A 20,260-nucleotide genomic window follows, 5' to 3' on the forward strand; every position below is an offset into this window, starting at 1 on the left:
AAAATTGAAAGTGGAGAAATAAATGAATGTCTATGAGATAGCTTCTGTAAGAATGAATAATTTTGCTGAGGATGCGGGGGAAAATTGGTAAGCTTTGGCAGAAATGTATGGAACAGGTTGTCTCGGGCTCAATGATTTATGCTGTTTATCATGAGTATGAGAGCGATTTTACCGGGGATTACACACTGTCCATTTCTGCGGAATCGTTTGAGGGTAAAGAAATCCATTTGGATGATGAAACCTGCGAGATATTTCCGGTTGAGCCAGCTCCTTCTCATCTTTCCAAACAGAATGTGTTCAATACTTGGCAGAAAATCTGGTCATTGGAAAAAGAGGGAAAACTAAATCGCCGATATCAGAAGGATTTTGAAAAATATGAACAGGGTGGCAGTATTGCAATATATATTTCAGTAAAATAATTTGAACAGATTTGAGAGATGAATTTTAGAATCCTTGATTCATGCGTTGCTTTTTCACTAATAGTAAAAATAGTCATTTTTGACCTGGTAAAACTTCTGCGCATCAGTAAAATAGAAAATATTCGTTAAGCTTTCCTGCTTTCTTTTAAAGCAAGTTGCAGATTTTTTTCATTCCTGTAAGATTAAGGAAGAAGAAAGAGGCGATAAGATGGGAAATACATGGTTTAAATGGCTGTCGAAATGGAACATGAAACTGCAAAAATATATGCGGGGACGCTATGGGGTATTTGATTCTCTGAGTCGAAGTCTGCTAGTTGTCAGTCTCGCTTTGATATTGATTAACCTGTTCTTCGGCACGAATATTTTAAGATGGGCGGCGTTCATTATTCTGGCATTAGTTTATTACCGTTTCTTTTCAAAGAAAATCTATAGACGGTCGAATGAAAATCAGAAATATATCGTATGGATGAACAAAGAAAAGAAGAAATTTGGATACTTGAAAGAGCGGATTCAAAATAGAAAGACGTATACGTACTTTTCCTGTCCTGAATGCCATCAGCATTTGAGAGCTCCTAAAAATAAAGGAACTATCAAAGTTACCTGTTCCAGCTGTAAAACGCAATTTAACAAAAAAGTATAGGACTACTTAAAATGAATAGAAGGTGATAGTTATCTGCAATAGGTAATTGTCACCTTTTTATTGCTAAAATTTCCTATTTTTTCACATTGTACGGTGATTCAGTAAGATTTTCTGATAGAATATTAGATAATAGGTTAACTCAAAAAAATCTATGAAAAACTGAATGATTAAATAGCTGATACACTTGACAAAGAGCCTACGTCATTGGGCATTCGGGTGATAAAAAATGCAGAAAAAAATATGTCAGAACAATTATTGAAGCTCAATGCTGCTCAGTGTAAGGTGTTCGCTTTGCTGCCTAAGATAGCATAACTGGATTGTTACGAAGGAGAGAACAAACACTGGTAATGAATCTTTGTATATCAAGGATTTGGAGGCTTTAGGCGAATATATTTTGAATTACCGATAATAGAGGGGGAAAGATATATGAAGATTAATGAAGTAAGCAAAAAGTATAATTTGTCTTTATCCACACTGCGTTATTATGAAAAAATTGGCTTGCTTGACTATGTGGAGCGTGTCAGTGGGATACGAAATTATAGTGAAGAAGATTTAAGCCGTATCGATTTTATTTTATGTATGAAAGGTTCCGGCATGAGCCTGGAATCTATAAAAAGATATTTTGATTTATACGAAGAAGGAGAAGAAACGCTGGAGGAGCGACTGAAGCTGCTAAAAGTTCAGGAGACCGAAACCATCAAACAGCTGGAGAAGCTGCAGGCAACCTTAGAGTATATTCACTATAAAATGAAGTTGACAGAAGGAAATATAAAAAAGCGGGATAAGAAAAATGGTCGTGTGAAAGCAAGTGTTGGGAATTGAGGTGACAGCATAAATTTTCAAACAGACCTTAACGTGATTAGAAGACTGTCGTTTCAAGCTGTGTGGCATTCTGCCTCTGCGAGAAGCGGCATTTTTGCTGATTACAGGGGATATATTTGAAACACGAACGTTATCTAATTATTTTGGTGGTTTGTTCATGATTTTCGCAGTTATTTTCAGAGAATATGCTATAATAGGACAAACAAATGAGGAGGCTGAATGATGCGAGCGGTGTTAACAGTAATTGGTAAGGACAAAGTAGGGATTATTGCAGGAGTCAGTACAAAACTGGCAGAATTGGGTATCAATATTCTGGATGTATCTCAAACAATTATGGATGAATATTTTACAATGATGATGATTCTTTCTCTGGCGAAAGAAGGAACGAATTTTGAAGAGATTCGTGAAACATTGAATTTGCTTGGTAATGAGTTGGGCGTGAAGATCAGCATTCAAAATGAAGAAATTTTCAATGTTATGCATAAGCTGTAAACGTAAGGAAAAACATCCATTCATTTAAAATAGAGGTGAACGATTTGGAAACAAAGCAAATTTTAGAAACGATTCGAATGATTGAAGAAGAGAATCTGGATATTCGTACCATTACAATGGGGATTTCGTTGTTGGACTGTATTGATAGCGACAGCGATGAAGCCTGCCGGAAAATCTATGACAAAATTACTCGTCTGGCAAAGAATCTAGTCAGCGTTGGTGAAGAAATTGAAGCGGAATATGGTATTCCAATTATCAATAAACGAATTTCAGTGACACCAATCAGTATCATTGCCGCAGCGAGCGCTGATGATGAATACGTGAAATATGCCAAAGCGCTTGATCATGCGGCTCGGACTGTTGGTGTGAATTTTATCGGAGGATTCAGTGCTCTTGTTGAAAAAGGTTATCAGTTCGGCGATGACCGTTTAATCAATTCTATTCCACAGGCATTGGCTGAAACAGATTTTGTCTGTTCATCTGTAAATATTGGCTCAACGAGAGCGGGGATCAATATGGATGCAGTTCGTCACATGGGCTATGTGATTAAAGAAACTGCTGCAAAATCTGATATGGGCTGTGCCAAATTAGTCGTCTTCGCAAATGCTGTTGAAGACAACCCGTTTATGGCTGGGGCTTTCCATGGAGTGGGAGAAGCTGATTGTGTAATCAATGTAGGAGTCAGCGGTCCAGGCGTGGTGAAACGGGCATTGGAAAAAGTAAAGGGCGAGCCGTTTGATGTAGTGGCAGAAGTAGTGAAGCAGACTGCGTTCAAGATTACCCGTATGGGGCAAATGGTCGGAAGGATTGCTTCGGAACGTCTGAATGTTCCATTTGGCATTGTTGATCTATCTCTTGCTCCGACTCCTGCAGTTGGAGACAGTGTTGCGTATATTCTGGAAGAGATGGGATTAGAAAGTGTGGGAACACATGGAACGACAGCTGCTCTTGCACTATTAAACGATGCTGTGAAAAAGGGCGGAGTTATGGCCTGTAATCATGTCGGCGGACTTTCGGGTGCTTTTATTCCGGTTTCTGAAGATGCAGGAATGATTGATGCAGTGAACAATGGTGCCTTAAACCTTGAAAAGCTAGAAGCAATGACGGCAATTTGCTCTGTAGGACTGGATATGATTGCCATTCCTGGGGAAACTTCTGCTGAAACAATTGCAGCAATGATTGCAGATGAAGCGGCAATAGGTGTGATTAATCACAAGACAACAGCTGTACGGATTATTCCTGCCAAAGGAACAAAGGTTGGCGATATGGTTGAGTTTGGGGGACTGCTGGGCAGAGCACCGGTGATGAAAGTGAACTCGTATGCATCGACTGACTTTATTTTACGCGGCGGGAGAATTCCGGCACCCATTCATTCGTTTAAAAATTAGTCGAATATTCGCTCCATTTGAACAATAAACATAATTTAGATATGTTATAATACTTTCGAAGGAGAGTGAATTAATTTGGAAATTAAACGTCAGCAAGAAGTAGTAGAAGCATTTCACTATGATATGCGTGCACCGGAAACGGAAGTTAAAACAGAATTGCGTGTAGGATTTTCACCTATTGAATCCAAGGATGAAAATTATCCTGCTGAAAATACAATTATTGCAGCCCGTTTGGAGTTTCGTCTGGCATTTGACGAATTTGTGCTGTCAGGATCTGCCAGTCAGATTTCACACATCATTAATCAAAAAATTGAAAAGCAGTCAGATTTGTCTCAGGCAGATGTTGATGAGCTGATTGAACCATTATTCAGTATTATCCAGCGACTTGCATACGAAGTAACTGAAATTGCTTTGGATAAACCGGGGATTCAGCTGAACTTCCAGTCAGGCCAGCCGGAACAGCAGGAAGACGAGAAGTAAGCTGAAAAAAGCTTGAAGAAATGCAGGGCTGTTTTAGTTTGGAATTATTTAATTAAAAAAAGGCTGTACGTATCGATTTATGTATCAGATACGTACAGTTTTTTTGATATATTGAATTTAAAACTCTATTTTCTATCAGGATTGAAGCTGTCTCTGATCACCAGCTTTGTAGGATAGGTCATGATGATGTATTCCTCTCGAAGATTGTCAATGCGTTCAAGCGCCATTCGAACGGCAGCTTTACCGATTGATTTTGCGTTAATCTGAATACTGGTTAGACCGGGCTTTAATTTTTCTGCCACCTCAAGATTATCAAAGCTGATGATTTGAATTTCTTTGCCGATTACGATATTTTCTTTGTTCAATGCGCTGTACACTCCGACTGCCATTGGATCACTGCCGACAAGGATGGCGGTAGGCAGATGATCTTGGCGTTCTTTTAATAATTCCTCTGTGAGCCTTTCCCCATCCTGCTCAGTCCACAATCCCAGCCGATAATCAATAAATTCTTCAAGCTGATTATCCTGCATGAAATGAAGGTAAGCCCTCATTCTTTTTTCAAATTGTGTGACTATTTTTCCTCCGAATTCATCTAAATCTACACGGTAACCACCTATATAAGCAATATCCCTGTGATCATTTTCCAGCAAAAGAGTCAAGACAGATGTTGTCATCCGTTCCAAGTCTCCATAGACCATATCGACTTCCTGCTGTATGTCAGGATTATCGACAACGATCAGGTTCTTATTTTGTTTAAGAAGCTGAGTAATGGAATCATTTGTAATCGTACCTACTACGATAATTGCACCCAACTGGTCCAGGTCTGTCCACTGTTTTGGATTGTCAGACAAGTTGTAGATTCGATTCATCCCTAAATGGAGCCGTCTTGCCTCTTCTTCCAGACCCACTCTCAATTCTCTGTAATAGATATCCTGTTCTTCGCTGGCTTTGCTGATAGTGGAAATGACACCGATTGAGGGCATTCTCTTTTTGGTATATTTTCGTCTGTTGATGTTGTAATCAAGAGCTTCTGCTGCTGCCAGAATTCGTTTTCGTGTTTCCGGGGCAATGCTGATGGTTTTGTCTTCATTTAATACTCTGGAGACAGCGGCAGGAGAAACATTGGCTCTTCTTGCGACATCTCTGATTCCAACCATAAAAAACTTCCTTTCTTTTTCATTTTCTTCTTGACATATTTGTTTAGTAAACAGTATACAGGAAGCAGAAAGGAAATAATACTGTTTATTTTGAGAAAGGTGAGATGAAATGAGAAGTAAAAAAAACTTGATTTCCTTTGATAAGAAGAGTCGTGTATTTGAGCTTATAAACAGTGAGATTACCTATCTGATGAAAATTGAGGAAAGTGAAGTTCTGGCTCATATTTATTTTGGAAAATGTGTCGCAGGCTATGGCGATAAAAAAAATTATCCTAGAAGAGATCGCGGATTTTCTGGAGATGTCCCTTTGAATGCGGATCGCTCGTTTTCAAAAGATACATTGCCGCAGGAATATTCAACAAATGGAGAAATGGATTTTCGAACGCCGGCTTCCATTATACGCAGAAGGAATGGGTCAACACTGCTGGATTTACGTTTCGATTCCTATTCAATTCAGCAAGGAAAACCTCGGTTAACCGGATTACCTCAAACCTATATTTTAGCTGAAGAAGAGGCAGAAACACTGATAATTACATTGAAGGATCGTGAATTAGCCATTTATATCGATTTACTTTATACGATTTATGCGGACAGGGCAGTAATTATTCGATCTGTAAATGTTCGAAACGAAAGCGGTGAGCCAATTCAAATTGAAAAGCTTGCCTCGTTGCAGCTGGACTTCACTAACTCCGGAAGGTTTAATGAAGTGATTGCGTTGCCGGGTGCCCATGTACAGGAACGTCAAATTTCCCGTCAGGTAATTACTTCGGGCAGAAAAGTGATTGAAAGTCGCCGCGGTACCAGCAGTCACCATATGAACAGCTTCATTGCAGTCGTTGATAAGCATACAACGGAATTTACCGGAGAAGCAATCGGAATTAATTTTGTGTACTCAGGAAATCATGCCTTTGAGCTGGAAAAGGATGCCATTGATCAGCTGCGGATTGTCGGCGGGATTAACAGTCATCTCTTCTCCTGGAAACTAGCTTCGGGCAAGTCATTCCAAACCCCGGAAATGATTCTATCCTATTCTGCTCAGGGGCTGAACAAAATGAGTCAGGTGAATCATCGTCTTTTACGAGAGAGGGTGGCAAGAGGGAGGTTTCAATATAAGGAACGTCCAATTCTTGTGAATAACTGGGAGGCCACCTATTTTGATTTTACCAGTGAGAAGCTTCATGCGATTGTTGATGAGGCAAAAGAGCTCGGGATTGAAATGTTCGTTCTGGATGATGGCTGGTTCGGAAAAAGAGACAGTGATAATTCTTCACTGGGGGACTGGTTTGAATATCAGGGAAAGCTGAAAAATGGATTAAAGGGGATTGCCGATTATGTGCATCAGCAAGGTCTGCAGTTTGGCTTATGGCTGGAGCCTGAGATGATTTCCATCGACTCTGAGCTTTACCGGAAGCATCCAGACTATCTGATGCAGGAGCCGGGGCGTACCCCCTCGTCCTCAAGGGATCAGCATGTTCTTGATTTTTCAAGGGAAGAGGTACGACAGGCGATCGAAAAGCAGTTGAGGAGTATCCTGGATACTGTTGAAATCGATTACATTAAATGGGATATGAACCGCTCGCTATCAGACCCATTTTCAGCAGCACTGGGAGAGAATCAGGGAGAAGTGATGCACCGCTATATGCTGGGCGTGTATGAGCTGATGGAGCACTTAATTGCTGATTATCCGGAGATTCTTTGGGAAGGCTGTTCAGGCGGAGGAGGACGCTTTGATGCTGGGCTGATTTATTATATGTCTCAATCATGGACAAGTGATAATACTGATGCTGTCGAACGGATGAGAATTCAATATGGAACAAGTCTGGCTTATCCAGTCTCAGCAATGACGGCCCATGTATCTGCATCACCGAATCACCAAACTGGACGAGAAACAAGTCTAAAGACACGAGGCGATGTGGCGATGGGCGGAGTACTTGGCTATGAGCTGGATCTTACACAGTTGACGGAAGAAGAAAAACGGATAACAAGGCTGCAAATTGAACACTACAGGCAGCTTCGTCAAACGGTGCAATACGGAGAATTTTATCGGTTGAGCAGTCCATTTGAAGGAAATACAGCTGCTTGGATGTTTGTTTCTCCAAATAAAGAGGAAGCTGTTCTATTTTTAGGACGAATACTTGCTTCAGCACAGCCGGTATTTAACGAAGTGAGACTGGCAGGACTTGAAGAAAGCGCAGTTTATGTTGAGAAAAAAACAGGGAATAAGTTCTCAGGCAGCGAATTAATGACTGTGGGTTTGTATTATCCTGACTTTTATGGAGATTTCCAAACAGAACTGCTGTACTTTACTAAGATTTAAAGAAGATGAAAAGGAATGAATAATGATGAAAGCAGAAATTAAATGGTTAGATGATCCGCAAATTTTCAGAGTCAATCAGCTAAATGCACATAGTGATCATCAATGCTTCGGATCGAAAGAAGAGCAGGAAAGTTCGAGAGAACAATTACTGAATGGACAGTGGAAATTCTTTTACTCGAAGAATGCAAAAGAGCGTCCTGCTGATTTTTACATGAAAGATTTTGATGCAGGCGGATTTGATTTGATCACTGTACCGGGGCATATTGAATTGGCAGGTTATGACAAGCTCCATTATATTAATACGATGTATCCATGGGAAGGACATGAATTTAGAAGACCGGTATTCACAACAGCAGATCCAGATTTTGCTAAAGGAATGTTTTCAGAGTCAGACTATAATCCAGTAGGCTCCTATCTGACAAATTTTCAGTTAGATAAAGGACTGACAGGGAAAAGAATTTCCATTCGTTTTGAAGGTGTGGAGGAGGCGATGTTCGTCTGGTTGAACGGAGAATTTGTTGGATATTCAGAGGATTCCTTTACACCGTCTGAATTTGATTTAACGCCTTATTTGGAAGATGAGAATATTCTTGCTGTAGAGGTGCATAAAAGAAGTACAGCTGCATTTCTTGAAGATCAGGATTTTTTCCGTTTCTTTGGTATCTTTCGTGATGTAGTTCTGATTGCTGCAGGAGATAACCATTTACAGGACCTCTGGATTAAACCTCAGCTGACTGCTGATTATCAGTATGGAAAAGTGGAAATAGATTTTCAATTTCAGAATATCCAAAAGGACAGTACATTTACTGTCAGTATTCTTGATACAGAAGGCAGCAGCATTTTTAAACAGTCTGGAACTGTCGAGGATAAGCTGACAATTCAGACAGAGCTGTTCAGAAATGTGCAGCTTTGGGATTACAGGAAACCGAATCTTTACAGGATGGAGCTGGAAACATTTGACAAGGATGGAAATGTAACAGAGTATGTGCACTATCCATTTGGCTTTAGAACGATTGAGCTTAAGAATAAAATAATGCACCTAAATGGCAGACGATTAGTGATCAATGGAGTGAATCGTCATGAATGGAACGAGCGAACCGGAAGAGCTATTACTAAAGAAAATATGAAAGCGGATATTAAAACAATTCTTCAAGCGAATATTAATGGGGTTCGTACCGCTCATTATCCGAATCAGATTGCCTGGTACTATCTTTGCGATCAGGCTGGAATTCACCTGATGGCTGAAACAAACCTTGAATCTCATGGCTCCTGGCAAAAAATGGGGGCCGTTGAGCCGTCTTATAATGTTCCAGGAGCTATTCCTCAATGGCTGGATGTTGTTCTTGATCGGGCAAAGACGAATTTTGAAACATTCAAAAATCATACAAGTATTTTGTTCTGGTCTCTGGGAAATGAATCCTATGCTGAGGAAAATATTAGAAAAATGAATGAGTACTTTAAAACAGCTGATCCGAGCCGATTGGTTCATTATGAAGGAAACGTCCATAATCCAGTATTTGAAAGCTCTATCTCTGATATGAAGAGCCGCATGTATGCCGCACCAGATGAAATCAGACAGTACTTGGAGAATAGACCGCAAAAACCGTTTATTTTATGCGAATTTATGCACGACATGGGAAATTCACTGGGCGGCTTAAAATCATATATGGAGCTTTTGGATCAATATGAGATGTACCAGGGTGGTTATATTTGGGATTTTAAAGATCAGGCATTATTAAGAAAAGATGAAATTACCGGACGTGAAGTATTGCGGTATGGTGGAGATTTTGATGATCGACCAAGCGATTATGAGTTTTCCGGAAATGGGATTGTTTTTGCGGATGGACAGGAAAAACCAGCATTACAGGAGGTAAGATATTACTATGGAAAATACAGCAAATAAACTGAGACTTGTTTTCGGTGATTGTACATTGGGTGTTAAGGGAGCGGACTTTCATTATATTTTTTCTTACACTCGAGGCGGACTGGAATCATTAAATAAAAGCGGCAAGGAATGGTTGTACAGAGAAACGCTGCCTGCTTTTTGGCGGGCGACGACAGATAACGACCGCGGCAATAAGTTTTCTTCTAAATCTTCCATGTGGCTGGGTGCTGATTTGTTTATGAATGTCCGGAATATCCGTGTGATCGTTGATGAAAATAGAATAGAGCTGCCTGTTGCACCTGTTAATAATCAGTATACGGGGCAGGAGGATGCAGAGACAGTGGAGATTGTGTTTTCTCTTGAAACTACAACGGTTCCCCAAACGACTGTGGATGTTTCTTATCGTGTAAATCAAGAGGGAGAAATATATGTAGTGATGCATTACTTTGGAAAAAAAGGTCTGCCGGAGCTGCCGCTTTTGGGATTGCGCTTTATTATGCCTACGAAAGCAAAACGGTTTAATTACGAAGGTCTGTCAGGAGAAACATATCCGGACAGAATGGCTGGGGGAATACCGGGAACCTATGAAGTAGAAGGCTTGCCGGTTACACCGTATTTAGTTCCTCAGGATTGCGGCGTACACATGGGGACGAAATGGCTGGAAATTATTCGGGACAGCACATTGAATAATGCGGATCGGGATCACGAAGAGTTTTCTTTACGATTTGAGCAGTTGGAGGATTCATTTGCTTTTTCAGTACTGCCGTTTAAGGCGGAAGAACTGGAAAACGCTACGCATATAGAGGAACTGCCGCCTGAAAGACGAACAGTTCTGCTAATGCTGGCGAAGGTTCGAGGCGTAGGCGGAATCGACAGCTGGGGGGCGGAAGTAGAAGAAGACTATCGGATTAATGCAGAAAAAGATTATAAATTTTCATTTGTTATTAAGTAGAATCGAGGGACAGGTAAGATAAAAGGTGTTGAGGCTGAAAAGAGGTCATGATAGAAGTGTTCTTCCTTATTTCCGAGATGTTGCCTGCGATTACTCGGCACAGTTTAGGACCGACAAGTGCTAGTTCTACTTTGCCGCTTCTGCTTATATTCACACTTTAGCAGAATGGTATGCGTAGTTTCGATAAGTATTCCTTGAATGAAACCAGCTCACTTGATGTAGTAGAACTGTATGCGTAGCGGAGCGTAGAAGAACTGCTGTCTCTGCGAGTCTAATGATTCTCGAGACAAAACAGTACACTGTAGCCGTTTTTCTGCGTCTACAGCTCTCGCTACACTACACTTCGTTTCGATCTCATCAATTTCTAAATGGCAAAGCCGCTAAGAATTAAAGGACTTCGTTTCGATCTCATCAATTTCTAAACGGCAAAGCCGCTAAGAATTGAAGGACTTCGTTTCGATTCTCGAATCATGGAGGGCGTGTAAGAACGTGCTCCTACGCTTCTTCGAATGCTCGTCGCATGTCTGAGGGGTATGCAAGAGCATGCTCCTACGCTTTTTACGAATGCTCAAATCATACAAAGACTGGAACACCATTTATTCGGCTATAGGGGACTCAGACATACTGATGTCACAGTCCTTTTTTCCTAAGATTAGTGGGTAAGATATTCCGTCGAATATCTTACCCACTAATCTTAGTATGTTTGAGTTGAGCAAGTATTTCTTTTTGCAAACCGAAGGATAATGAATTCAGCCAGCTAACTTCTTTCATAATGGAATTCATCCGGCTATATGCCCCATTAACTGAACAGCTCCTTTCACTATTCCTCAGAATCGGTAACGTCTTTTACAGTTTCTTCTTTCAGCACAGGAAGTTTAATCGTCACAGTCGTACCTACACCAATGATTGACTGGATTGTCATGCCGTAGGTGCTGCCATACATTAAATGAATTCGTTCATTCACATTTTTCATTCCAAGCCCGGAAAAGTGGTCTTTTTTCTCTTTTTTTAACTGAGATACATCAAACCCGTTTCCAGTATCAATGATTTCAAAAATAAGAAATGATTCATTCATTTTTCCATAAATAGTGATAAACCCCTGTTCCTTGGAGCTAAACGCATGAATATAAGCATTTTCAATAATTGGCTGAATAATCATATTCGGCATCATTAAATCCAGCAGCTCATCAGGAACCATTACTTTTGTAGAAATTGTATCTCCATAACGCAAAGTTAGGATATCAATATAATTCTTTACACTTTTCAGCTCCTCACGCACAGGAATCATCTCTTCTTTATTCCCAATTGTGCTCCTTAAAAGATCAATAAAACTGTCAATCCCCAAAATAGCCTTTTCATTTTCCTGCTGCCAAATTAAAAATTTTATGGTTGTCAATGTATTGTAAATAAAGTGCGGCTGGATTTGTGTCTGCATTGCCTGTATTTCCAGAAATCGCTTTTTTTTCTCATTTTGAATGGAGTTGGTGAAGTAGCTGTTCAGCTCTCCCAACAACTGATTGATTGTACTGCCGAGAACCTGCACTTCATAGGTTCCCTGTACCGGCATTTTTGTTTCCAAAGAGCCGCTGTTAATGTTTTTTAGTGAATGGATCAGTGTATAAATTGATTTAGTATTTCGATTTAAATAGGTAAAAACGAGTGGTCCGATAAGAATAATAGTGACAATGTTATAGAGAATAGTGGGAATAATCACGTCCATCTGGTTGGCTAATGAATGTAAATTGACCTGACTGATCAGGGCTACATTTTGCCTGTACAAGGAAAGTTGTGTTGTTTGCTTTCCGTGGATTTGACGAGTTTCATTGTTGCTCAGCAATTCCAGATATTCAGATTGTTTGCCGATTAGACTGGATTCATTGGAAGCAATGATCTGATTTTCATTTGTTACAAAAGTTATTTCAGAAATTTCAGAATTAATCATGGAGTTAAAAATTTCTGCGAGCTGTCGAGATGAAATTGAAACTACCGCATAGCCGAATGTCCGGTTAAATGTATCTGTTAGTTTTTTTATAAACAAAATACTAGGCTCATCTTTATCTCGTGTAGTCAGGCCATTTTCAGAAAAAAGCATCTGTGTGTCTGCAGCATGTTCCCTAAATTGCTTAATCAGGTCAGATTTAAAGAACTCAGGTGAAGAAATCGAAGTAATCATATCATTGCCGATAAAAGTACGTCCGTTTTCTCCAAAAATGACTACATCATAATTTATTTTTGGATATATTTCACTAAACGACTGATTCATTTTCTGGATGGCAAGCAGCTGATCAAGTCTGTCCACACTGGTGTATTTTGAATTAATAGTAAAATATCCTTCAACGGCAGAGCTGTCCTCAATCAGGGACAATGTGTTTTCTATATTGTCATTCAGCGTTTCAAAATCACTTTGAATTTTCTTTAGTACGACTGCGTTTGATTTGTTAAAAAGCTCGATGTAGACATTTTTTGAACGATAATAAATAAAGGTTGAAATAACGATTGCCTGTGCACACAATGCAACAATAATGATAATCAGAAGCTTGGTAAACAGCTCATACTCTTTAAATTTCTTTTTCATTTATTTAGCTTTCCTTTACGATAGTGAGATGGTGTGATCCCTGTCTCTTCTTTGAATACGCGGGAAAAATACCCCAGTTCTGTAAAGCCGACTTTGTTATAAATTTCAGATAGCGGCAGACTTGGATTCTTTAACAGTTCTTTTGCTTTCGTTATTCGGACTTTTTTTAAATACTTCGTAAAGTTTATTCCGTATTTTTCGGTAAAGAGGGTAGAAAAATAACTGTATGAAAAATGAAATTTTTCAGAAATACTCTGCAAACTGATTTCCTCGTGATAATTTTCCTGAACATACTCATATACGAGTGTCAAAATCTCATAGCTGTCTGTTTTTGCCGGCGGAATAATTTCCATCAGCTGATAAATTGTCTGCGTAATAAGAAGTGAAAAATCTTCTAAACAGTCTGCATTTGACAGCTGCGAAGGGAGAGATAATTTCAATGCAGCGATCTTTTCATTTGCAGCATAGGTATCGTTCAGTGAATTAATCAATGCATAAAACTGATTGATTGTTTCATGTTTTAAATAAGAGGGTGTCAGCTTTAAATGAAGCAGAGTCAGAGTGTAGTTCTTGAGTTCTTCCAGTGCATGCAAGTAGTCTTTATTAACGATTGATGTCAGATACTTACTTGGATTATGGTCATAGGTTGGCTGCAGCATGGTTAAGCTATTTAACGGGATAATCAGCTCATTTTTATGATAAAACTTTTGCCCCTTTCCTAATTTCTGAATCGTTAAAAATGATTGATACAAATTATCTTGATCAAGCTGCGCTGAATAGATAAATAAACTGTTTTTGATATGTTTGTTTTCTTTTTGAAAGACGTTGATTAACAGAGAGAATTCTTTTTCGGAAGCCGTATTAATAAGAAATCCATAGTCATTTTTGTTTGTTTTAAATGAGAAAATGTCCAGTGATTTACTTGAATAGTTAACGCTTACTTTCTGTTTCTCGTTGTTTTCCCCAGATAGAGTAATTTCATCTTCTGTATAGATTAAAAAGAAGTGAGGATAGCTGAAGCTTTTTTGAGAAAGAGTTCGTTCTGTATGTATTCCTGAAAAATAATTACTGAGTTCTCTGCTGATTAGTTCTTCTTTGCTAAGTTCTTTTTTTACATTGTCCTTTGGTATTTTTTCTGAAAGTGCATTTAACGTGGACAGCAGTATATTGGGCGTTAGTTTTGGTTTCAACAGGTAGTCCGATACACCTTCCTTAAATGAATCTTTAACCAGGACAAAGTCATCATAGCTTGAGAGAACCAGTATTTTACTATTCGGTTTTCTTTTTTTCATTAGACCCGCCAGCTCAATTCCTGTCAGTTCAGGCATCATCAGATCTGTAATGACGATATCAACCGGATGCTCGTAAAAGAAATCGAGTGCTTCTAAAGAGCTTGAAAAGGCTCCGCTTAAATGGTAATTGTGTTTTGACCAGTCAATAATAGAGGTTAATCCATGAAGAATTGTTTTTTCATCATCAATCAGCATGATATTATACACGTTTGCCACCTGCCTTCATTTTTCTGATAAATTAAAAATACTTCTAAAGAAGAGAGAAAGCAAGCTGATGAAATATTTAAATTTCACAAACTTAAGAAATTTTGATGTAAGATCTCTTGATTTCTGTATAGTAAAAAGATGATGGGAACCGCTTTCTTTAGGCGTTTCAGTTTTATCATTCAACTTTTTTTCAGTACTGAATTTGTACTTTTTTCTTATTTTTGCACATTTTTTTGAACATTATCAAAAACGAAGTAAACGTTTTCTTATTCTGTTATGATGTACCTACACTTAAGTGAATCAATAAAAACAGGCGGAGGAAAAAATGAAAATCAAAAAACTATTTGTAAGCGCTGCAGCTTTTGCATCAGCAGCTCTACTATTGGCTGGCTGCAGCAGTAATGGATCAGAGAATACAAGTACAGACAATGAAGTTACAGTCTGGGCGTGGGATGAAACATTCAACATTGAAGCAGTGAATCAGGCAAAAGAGGTTTATAACGATGAAGATGTGGAGGTTGAAGTTGTGACCATGTCACAGGATGATATTGTGCAGAAGTTGAATACGGCGTTGGCAAGCGGAAACACCGATGGACTTCCGAATATTGTTCTGATAGAGGATTATCGAATTCAAGGGTATCTAACCTCTTATCCGGATGCATTTGCAGATCTCTCAGATATTGTAAATGAAGAAGACTTTGCCTCGTATAAGTTTGCTGTAAATAAAGTAGATGACAAAATATATGGTGTACCGTTTGACTCAGGAATCACGGCTAATTTCTATCGAACAGACCTTTTTGAAAAAGCAGGATATACCGAAGAAGATGTTAATAACCTGGCTTGGGATGATTATATTCAGGCTGCCAGAGATATTAAAGAAAAAACAGGAAAGAAAATTACCGAGGTGAATCCATCAGACTTGGGGCGTGTGCGGATGATTATGCAGGAAGCAGGCGAATGGTATACAGCAGAAGATGGGAAGACGGTAACAATTAAGGATAATAAATCTCTTAAGTATGGATTGGAATTATTTGCAGCATTACTTAAAGAAGATTTGGTTGAGCAGACCTCTGACTGGAATGCAGGTGTGACCGCAGTGCAATCAGGAGCAGTAGCATCCAGTCCAATCGGCGCATGGTATTCTTCAACAATTCAGGGGGCCGAAGATCAATCAGGTAAATGGAAAGTTGCTCCTATCCCATCACTACCAGAAGGAATGCAAGCAGCTCAAGCGTCAAGCTTAGGCGGAGCAGGTTGGTATGTTATTAAAGGGGTGTCTGGAGAAGAAAATGCAAAAGATTTTCTCCAAAAAACATTTGCTGCCAATGAAGAGTTGATGGGTACGTTGGCTGAGAAAATTGGTTTGGTTTCCACTATGCTGAGTGCCACTGACCAGCCGGCCTATCAGGAAGCTTCAGAGTTTTACAGCGGGCAAAAAGTGTTTGAAGATTTTTCTGCATGGACAGCGGATATTCCGGAAGTTAATTACGGGGATCAGACCTATGCGATTGAATCTGTTGTAGCTGAAGCGCTGCATCGCATTATTAATGGTGAAGATACAGATATCGTTTTAGCAGATACACAAAAGCAAGTAGAAGCACAGCTGGCAAATTAAAAAGGTTGTGCCAAAGCTTCTCCATGCTTCGAGGATCGGAACGAAGTGAGAACCGTAGACGCAGAAGTTGTCTCTTCGGAAATAAGTCGAACTATACTGAAAATATGAGTAGCTATTTTCGTATATTCCGACTTATTTCTTGAGACAGAACACTTCTGTCACAACCTCACCTACCCTGCTTGAAGCTTTTCGTATTTTCAGTATCTAAGTAGAGATTATGTTGTATCAGCTCTGCAAAGCAATTGCTTTGTGTTTCAGCAGGTCTGGTTTATTTATGAAGAGGCGACTTCAGGAACACCGTTTATTTATTTTTTAGCTATTTTACATAATAGATTCTGATAAATGTCTGCAGCAGACTAAGTATACATCTTTGTGTATCAACAAGCTGCGAACAAATTGCTGTCACCTGATGATTATATTTGTTGAAGAAAGAGGAAGAAAAATGAGAAAGAAAGACTTATTCAAAAATGGTAATGCCTTTTTGATTCTCCCGGTAATATTGATTTCACTAATGGTATTTATTCCAATGATTTTAGCACTGCTTACATCCTTTCAAAGCGGAACACCCGTTAACATGAGCTTTAACGGACTTGGGAACTATCAGCGTCTGCTTACTGATGCAACCTTCAAAAAAGCTTTTTTTAACACATTTCTTTATTTACTTGTTCAGGTTCCGATCATGCTGTTTCTGGCATTGTTTATTTCCAATTTTTTAAATGACAAAAAACTGAAGTTCAAGGGATTGTTTCGTACAGCTATCTTCTTACCCTGCATTACTTCAATGGTTAGCTACTCCCTGATTATGAAAAGTCTATTTTCACAGTCCGGACTGGTAAATAATTTACTGCTGAGCATTGGGCTGATTGATTCGCCTATCGGCTGGCTTACTGATCCGGTTTGGGCAAAAGTTCTGATCATTATTTCCATCACATGGCGTTGGACAGGCTATAATATGATTTTTTTCCTTTCAGGTATGCAAAATATTGATCCGGAAATATATGAAGCGGCTGATATTGATGGAGCTTCCAAATGGCAGCAGTTTATTCGTGTAACAATTCCTAATTTGAAGCCGATTATCTTATTCACATCCATAACATCAACAATTGGAACGCTGCAGCTGTTTGATGAAGTTCAGAATATTACAGGCGGAGGTCCGGCAAATGCCACCGCGACATTATCACAATATATTTACAATTTAAGTTATAAATTTACACCGAATTTTGGTTATGCGGCAGCAGTATCCTTTGTGATCGTTGCATTTATCGTCATTCTGTCGATTATCCAAACAAGAGTGGGGAGAGAAGGCTAATGGAATCTGGAACAACTATACGTGAAGTATCTGCAACAACCAAGAAAGTAAAACGAAATGTGAAAGATTCTCTACTGACTGGCTTTAAGTATTTAGTCTTGAGTATTGTTTCATTTATTTCAATTTTTCCTTTTATCTGGATGATTTTGGGAATGACGAATACACCAGTAGATATTACTGCAGGTAAAATCAAAATTGGGAACAACTTGATGATCAATTTTCAAAATTTATTTTCAAATGATTTAAACTTCGCCCGAGCTTTGTGGAATTCTGCGGTGATTGCTGTGATTACAACCGTTCTGGCTTTGCTTATTTCATCTATGGCCGGCTACGGATTCGAAATTTATCATAGTAAAAGAAAAGACAGGCTGTTCAATATTCTTCTGTTGTCTATGATGGTGCCTTTTGCGGCATTGATGATACCTTTGTATCGGATGTTTTCAAACTTGAATGGAACATTTTTGGGGATAAACAGTATCTTTGTGGTTATTCTGCCTTCAGTTAGTACTGCTTTTCTGATTTTCTTCTTCCGCCAAAATGTTAAATCATTTCCTAAAGACTTGGTGGAAGCAGCACGTCTGGATGGCTTAAATGAATTAAGTATCTTTTTCAGAGTGTACATGCCCACCGCTAAAAATACTTATGCGGCTGCAGCGATTATTACCTTTATGAGCAGCTGGAATAATTATTTATGGCCGTTAGTTGCATTGCAGTCACCTGATAAGCGTACGATTCCTTTGGTGTTGTCCGCAATGGGGGCTTCTTACACGCCAGATTATGGAATGATTATGACCGGGTTGGTCATTGCGACGTTACCGACAGCAGTTGTCTTCTTTGTTCTGCAAAAGCAATTTGTTCAAGGAATGATCGGCTCTGTGAAATAAAAGAAATCAACTTTAATACTTAATGTGTCAATTTGCAAGAAGAGCTGGTTTCAGTTGTATGGAAGTTATTTCTACTGTAAAAAAAGTTTTCCTTCTTTGTACTGGCAGAAGGGTGGCGTAGATGTACAGAAATAGTAGTGATAGTTTTTGGCTATCACTGCTATTTTTTTCTTATCAGTCTACAAGCAAAAAAATAGCCTGTTTTTCTTTTAATCAGTTAGAATGAGTGTATCACTGAATTTCAATTCAGGGCAGCTGCTGAAGAGTTGCTGCCGGGAACCTTTACTTCCTTAGATGGACTTGTCATTAACATAATTTAATTTAGGAGGAGTAAAAAATGACAACACTCATCACAGTTTTAGTGGTTCTTGCATTTCTCGGCGTTGTCTATGCCTTTTATCGGATGCAGGCAAAACACTTAAAATTTTCTACTCGTGTTTTTGCAGCTCTGGGTGTAGGAATCGTGTTAGGTGCAATTATTCAAGTTGCCTTTGGTACAGCCAGTGATGTTACATCTCAGGCAATGTCATGGATTGGTATTATTGGAAATGGCTATGTGGCATTGCTGCAAATGCTCGTGATCCCATTGGTATTCGTTTCTATTGTAGGAGCATTTACTAAAATGAAAGAGTCAAGCAAGCTGGGAAAAATCAGCTTCAATGTTTTGGCTACTTTACTTGGAACAACAGCAGCGGCTGCCTTGATCGGCTATGGCAGTACTATATTATTCGGTCTTCAAGGTGCTCAGTTTACAGAAGGAACGGCTGAAGCGGCTCGTATCGCTGAACTGGCAACCAGACAGGAGACCATTGAAAATTTATCAATTCCTGATCAGATCTTATCTTTCATCCCCCGAAATGTTTTTGCTGATTTTGCAGGAACACGTGCAACCAGTACTATTGGTGTCGTGATCTTTGCTGCTTTCGTAGGTATCGCATTCCTTGGAGTGAAGAAAAAAGCTCCGAAAGAAGCTGAATTTTTTGCGAACTTAATCGATAGCTTATATAAAATAACTATGAGAATTGTAACTTTAGTTTTGAGACTGACTCCATACGGCGTTCTGGCATTGATGACCAATGTCGTTGCTACGAGTGATTTTGAAGCAATTTTAAACTTAGGAAAATTTGTAGTGGCATCTTATGCAGCATTGATTGTTGTCTTTCTGCTGCATCTGGTTATTCTGGCAGTAATTAAGGTTAATCCGTTGAATTATTTGAAGAAAGCCTTCCCTGTTTTAAGCTTTGCTTTTACTTCAAGATCAAGTGCGGGCGCATTGCCTTTAAATATTGAAACACAAACAAGAGCATTGGGCGTGGATGAAACAACAGCAAATTTTGCGGGCAGCTTCGGATTGTCGATTGGTCAAAATGGCTGTGCCGGTGTCTACCCTGCAATGCTTGCGACAATTGTTGCACCAACAGTGGGAATTGATGTATTCAGCTTAGAATTCGTATTGATGCTGGCAGCAATCGTAACAATCAGCTCATTTGGTGTTGCGGGAGTCGGCGGTGGTGCAACCTTTGCCTCTTTGATCGTTCTTGGTGCAATGAATCTGCCTGTAGCGATCGTTGGTTTGGTTATCTCAGTTGAACCTCTGATTGACATGGCAAGAACAGCAGTAAATGTTAGTGATAGTATGGTAGCCGGAATGGTAGCCAGCTCCAATATTGGTCATTTAGATCGATCTGTTCTTGCAGATGAAGAACTGGTTGTAGAAGCTAAATAAAAAAAATTAAAGCCATGATCGGGTCAAACAGGAAACCGATCATGGTTTTTTATATTGAAAAAATGTTTTAATCTTCAATAAAAAAGATAACGCAGCCTCA

At 39.2% G+C, this 20,260-nt stretch carries 15 protein-coding genes and 1 pseudogene; 13 read left to right on the top strand and 3 right to left on the bottom strand.

Annotation, left to right across the window (positions count from 1 at the left end):
* The first annotated feature begins 71 nt into the window (after positions 1 to 71).
* From IW492_RS07405 to IW492_RS07430, 6 genes are all read left to right on the top strand, one after another.
* Entirely contained in the window at positions 72 to 419 is a 348-nt protein-coding gene (locus tag IW492_RS07405; RefSeq protein WP_442896312.1) for an effector binding domain-containing protein, read from the top strand.
* 208 nt (positions 420 to 627) lie between these two features.
* A complete protein-coding gene (locus tag IW492_RS07410; protein WP_202066952.1) occupies positions 628 to 1,059 on the top strand; it encodes a hypothetical protein in 432 nt (143 codons plus the stop codon).
* A 426-nt stretch (positions 1,060 to 1,485) separates the two neighbouring features.
* Entirely contained in the window at positions 1,486 to 1,881 is a 396-nt protein-coding gene (locus IW492_RS07415) for a MerR family transcriptional regulator (protein WP_202066957.1), read from the top strand.
* A 222-nt stretch (positions 1,882 to 2,103) separates the two neighbouring features.
* Entirely contained in the window at positions 2,104 to 2,373 is a 270-nt protein-coding gene (locus IW492_RS07420; RefSeq protein WP_202066959.1) for an ACT domain-containing protein, read from the top strand.
* Positions 2,374 to 2,417: 44 nt separating this feature from the next.
* Positions 2,418 to 3,761 carry a PFL family protein gene (locus IW492_RS07425; RefSeq protein WP_202066960.1) on the top strand — a complete coding sequence of 448 codons (1,344 nt, stop codon included), beginning with the start codon at positions 2,418 to 2,420 and terminating at the stop codon, positions 3,759 to 3,761.
* A 75-nt stretch (positions 3,762 to 3,836) separates the two neighbouring features.
* Complete coding sequence (locus tag IW492_RS07430) at positions 3,837 to 4,241, top strand: DUF1149 family protein (protein WP_202066961.1); 405 nt, start codon at positions 3,837 to 3,839, stop codon at positions 4,239 to 4,241.
* A gap of 125 nt (positions 4,242 to 4,366) precedes the next feature.
* Here IW492_RS07430 and IW492_RS07435 read toward each other — a convergent pair whose 3' ends face one another.
* A complete protein-coding gene (locus IW492_RS07435) occupies positions 4,367 to 5,398 on the bottom strand; it encodes a LacI family DNA-binding transcriptional regulator (protein WP_202066962.1) in 1,032 nt (343 codons plus the stop codon).
* 109 nt (positions 5,399 to 5,507) lie between these two features.
* Here IW492_RS07435 and IW492_RS07440 point away from each other — a divergent pair, with 109 nt between their 5' ends.
* From IW492_RS07440 to IW492_RS07450, 3 genes are read left to right on the top strand one after another with little or no spacing between them, the layout of a single operon-like run.
* Complete coding sequence (locus IW492_RS07440) at positions 5,508 to 7,715, top strand: alpha-galactosidase (RefSeq protein ID WP_202066967.1); 2,208 nt, start codon at positions 5,508 to 5,510, stop codon at positions 7,713 to 7,715.
* 25 nt (positions 7,716 to 7,740) lie between these two features.
* Positions 7,741 to 9,618: a glycoside hydrolase family 2 TIM barrel-domain containing protein gene (locus tag IW492_RS07445; RefSeq protein WP_202066973.1), complete on the top strand. Its 1,878-nt coding sequence runs from the start codon at positions 7,741 to 7,743 to the stop codon at positions 9,616 to 9,618.
* Complete coding sequence (locus tag IW492_RS07450; protein WP_202066975.1) at positions 9,599 to 10,552, top strand: beta-galactosidase small subunit; 954 nt, start codon at positions 9,599 to 9,601, stop codon at positions 10,550 to 10,552. Before IW492_RS07445 ends, IW492_RS07450 begins: the two co-directional genes overlap by 20 nt.
* Positions 10,553 to 11,372: 820 nt before the next feature.
* Here the strand turns inward: IW492_RS07450 and IW492_RS07455 are convergent.
* Both IW492_RS07455 and IW492_RS07460 read right to left on the bottom strand, forming a co-directional pair.
* Positions 11,373 to 13,127, bottom strand: coding sequence for a cache domain-containing sensor histidine kinase (locus IW492_RS07455; RefSeq protein ID WP_202066981.1), 1,755 nt, complete (start codon positions 13,125 to 13,127; stop codon positions 11,373 to 11,375).
* Positions 13,124 to 14,635 carry a response regulator transcription factor gene (locus IW492_RS07460; RefSeq protein ID WP_330927603.1) on the bottom strand — a complete coding sequence of 504 codons (1,512 nt, stop codon included), beginning with the start codon at positions 14,633 to 14,635 and terminating at the stop codon, positions 13,124 to 13,126. Before IW492_RS07460 ends, IW492_RS07455 begins: the two co-directional genes overlap by 4 nt.
* A 316-nt stretch (positions 14,636 to 14,951) precedes the next feature.
* Here IW492_RS07460 and IW492_RS07465 point away from each other — a divergent pair, with 316 nt between their 5' ends.
* The 4 genes and pseudogenes from IW492_RS07465 (at position 14,952) to IW492_RS07480 (ending at position 20,160) form a co-directional block, all read left to right on the top strand.
* Positions 14,952 to 16,241, top strand: coding sequence for an ABC transporter substrate-binding protein (locus IW492_RS07465; protein WP_202066982.1), 1,290 nt, complete (start codon positions 14,952 to 14,954; stop codon positions 16,239 to 16,241).
* A 442-nt stretch (positions 16,242 to 16,683) separates the two neighbouring features.
* Positions 16,684 to 17,550: a carbohydrate ABC transporter permease gene (locus IW492_RS07470; protein WP_202066984.1), complete on the top strand. Its 867-nt coding sequence runs from the start codon at positions 16,684 to 16,686 to the stop codon at positions 17,548 to 17,550.
* 86 nt (positions 17,551 to 17,636) lie between these two features.
* Positions 17,637 to 18,434 (top strand): annotated as a pseudogene (locus tag IW492_RS07475) (carbohydrate ABC transporter permease); the annotation flags it as partial.
* Between the two features lie 337 nt (positions 18,435 to 18,771).
* Positions 18,772 to 20,160 (top strand): L-cystine transporter, encoded by a 1,389-nt coding sequence (locus tag IW492_RS07480; RefSeq protein WP_202066988.1) that lies wholly within the window; start codon positions 18,772 to 18,774, stop codon positions 20,158 to 20,160.
* Positions 20,161 to 20,260 lie beyond the last annotated feature (100 nt).

This window comes from Enterococcus sp. BWB1-3, from assembly GCF_016745275.1.
In the GTDB taxonomy this organism is placed as follows: domain Bacteria; phylum Bacillota; class Bacilli; order Lactobacillales; family Enterococcaceae; genus Enterococcus_L.

Coding starts and splice junctions, on each gene's coding strand:
- IW492_RS07405 (WP_442896312.1), top strand. CDS start 72: ATGCGGGGGAAAATTGGTAAGCTTTGGCAGAAATGTATGGAACAGGTT.
- IW492_RS07410 (WP_202066952.1), top strand. CDS start 628: ATGGGAAATACATGGTTTAAATGGCTGTCGAAATGGAACATGAAACTG.
- IW492_RS07415 (WP_202066957.1), top strand. CDS start 1,486: ATGAAGATTAATGAAGTAAGCAAAAAGTATAATTTGTCTTTATCCACA.
- IW492_RS07420 (WP_202066959.1), top strand. CDS start 2,104: ATGCGAGCGGTGTTAACAGTAATTGGTAAGGACAAAGTAGGGATTATT.
- IW492_RS07435 (WP_202066962.1), bottom strand. CDS start 5,398: ATGGTTGGAATCAGAGATGTCGCAAGAAGAGCCAATGTTTCTCCTGCC.
- IW492_RS07440 (WP_202066967.1), top strand. CDS start 5,508: ATGAGAAGTAAAAAAAACTTGATTTCCTTTGATAAGAAGAGTCGTGTA.
- IW492_RS07445 (WP_202066973.1), top strand. CDS start 7,741: ATGAAAGCAGAAATTAAATGGTTAGATGATCCGCAAATTTTCAGAGTC.
- IW492_RS07450 (WP_202066975.1), top strand. CDS start 9,599: ATGGAAAATACAGCAAATAAACTGAGACTTGTTTTCGGTGATTGTACA.
- IW492_RS07455 (WP_202066981.1), bottom strand. CDS start 13,127: ATGAAAAAGAAATTTAAAGAGTATGAGCTGTTTACCAAGCTTCTGATT.
- IW492_RS07465 (WP_202066982.1), top strand. CDS start 14,952: ATGAAAATCAAAAAACTATTTGTAAGCGCTGCAGCTTTTGCATCAGCA.
- IW492_RS07470 (WP_202066984.1), top strand. CDS start 16,684: ATGAGAAAGAAAGACTTATTCAAAAATGGTAATGCCTTTTTGATTCTC.
- IW492_RS07480 (WP_202066988.1), top strand. CDS start 18,772: ATGACAACACTCATCACAGTTTTAGTGGTTCTTGCATTTCTCGGCGTT.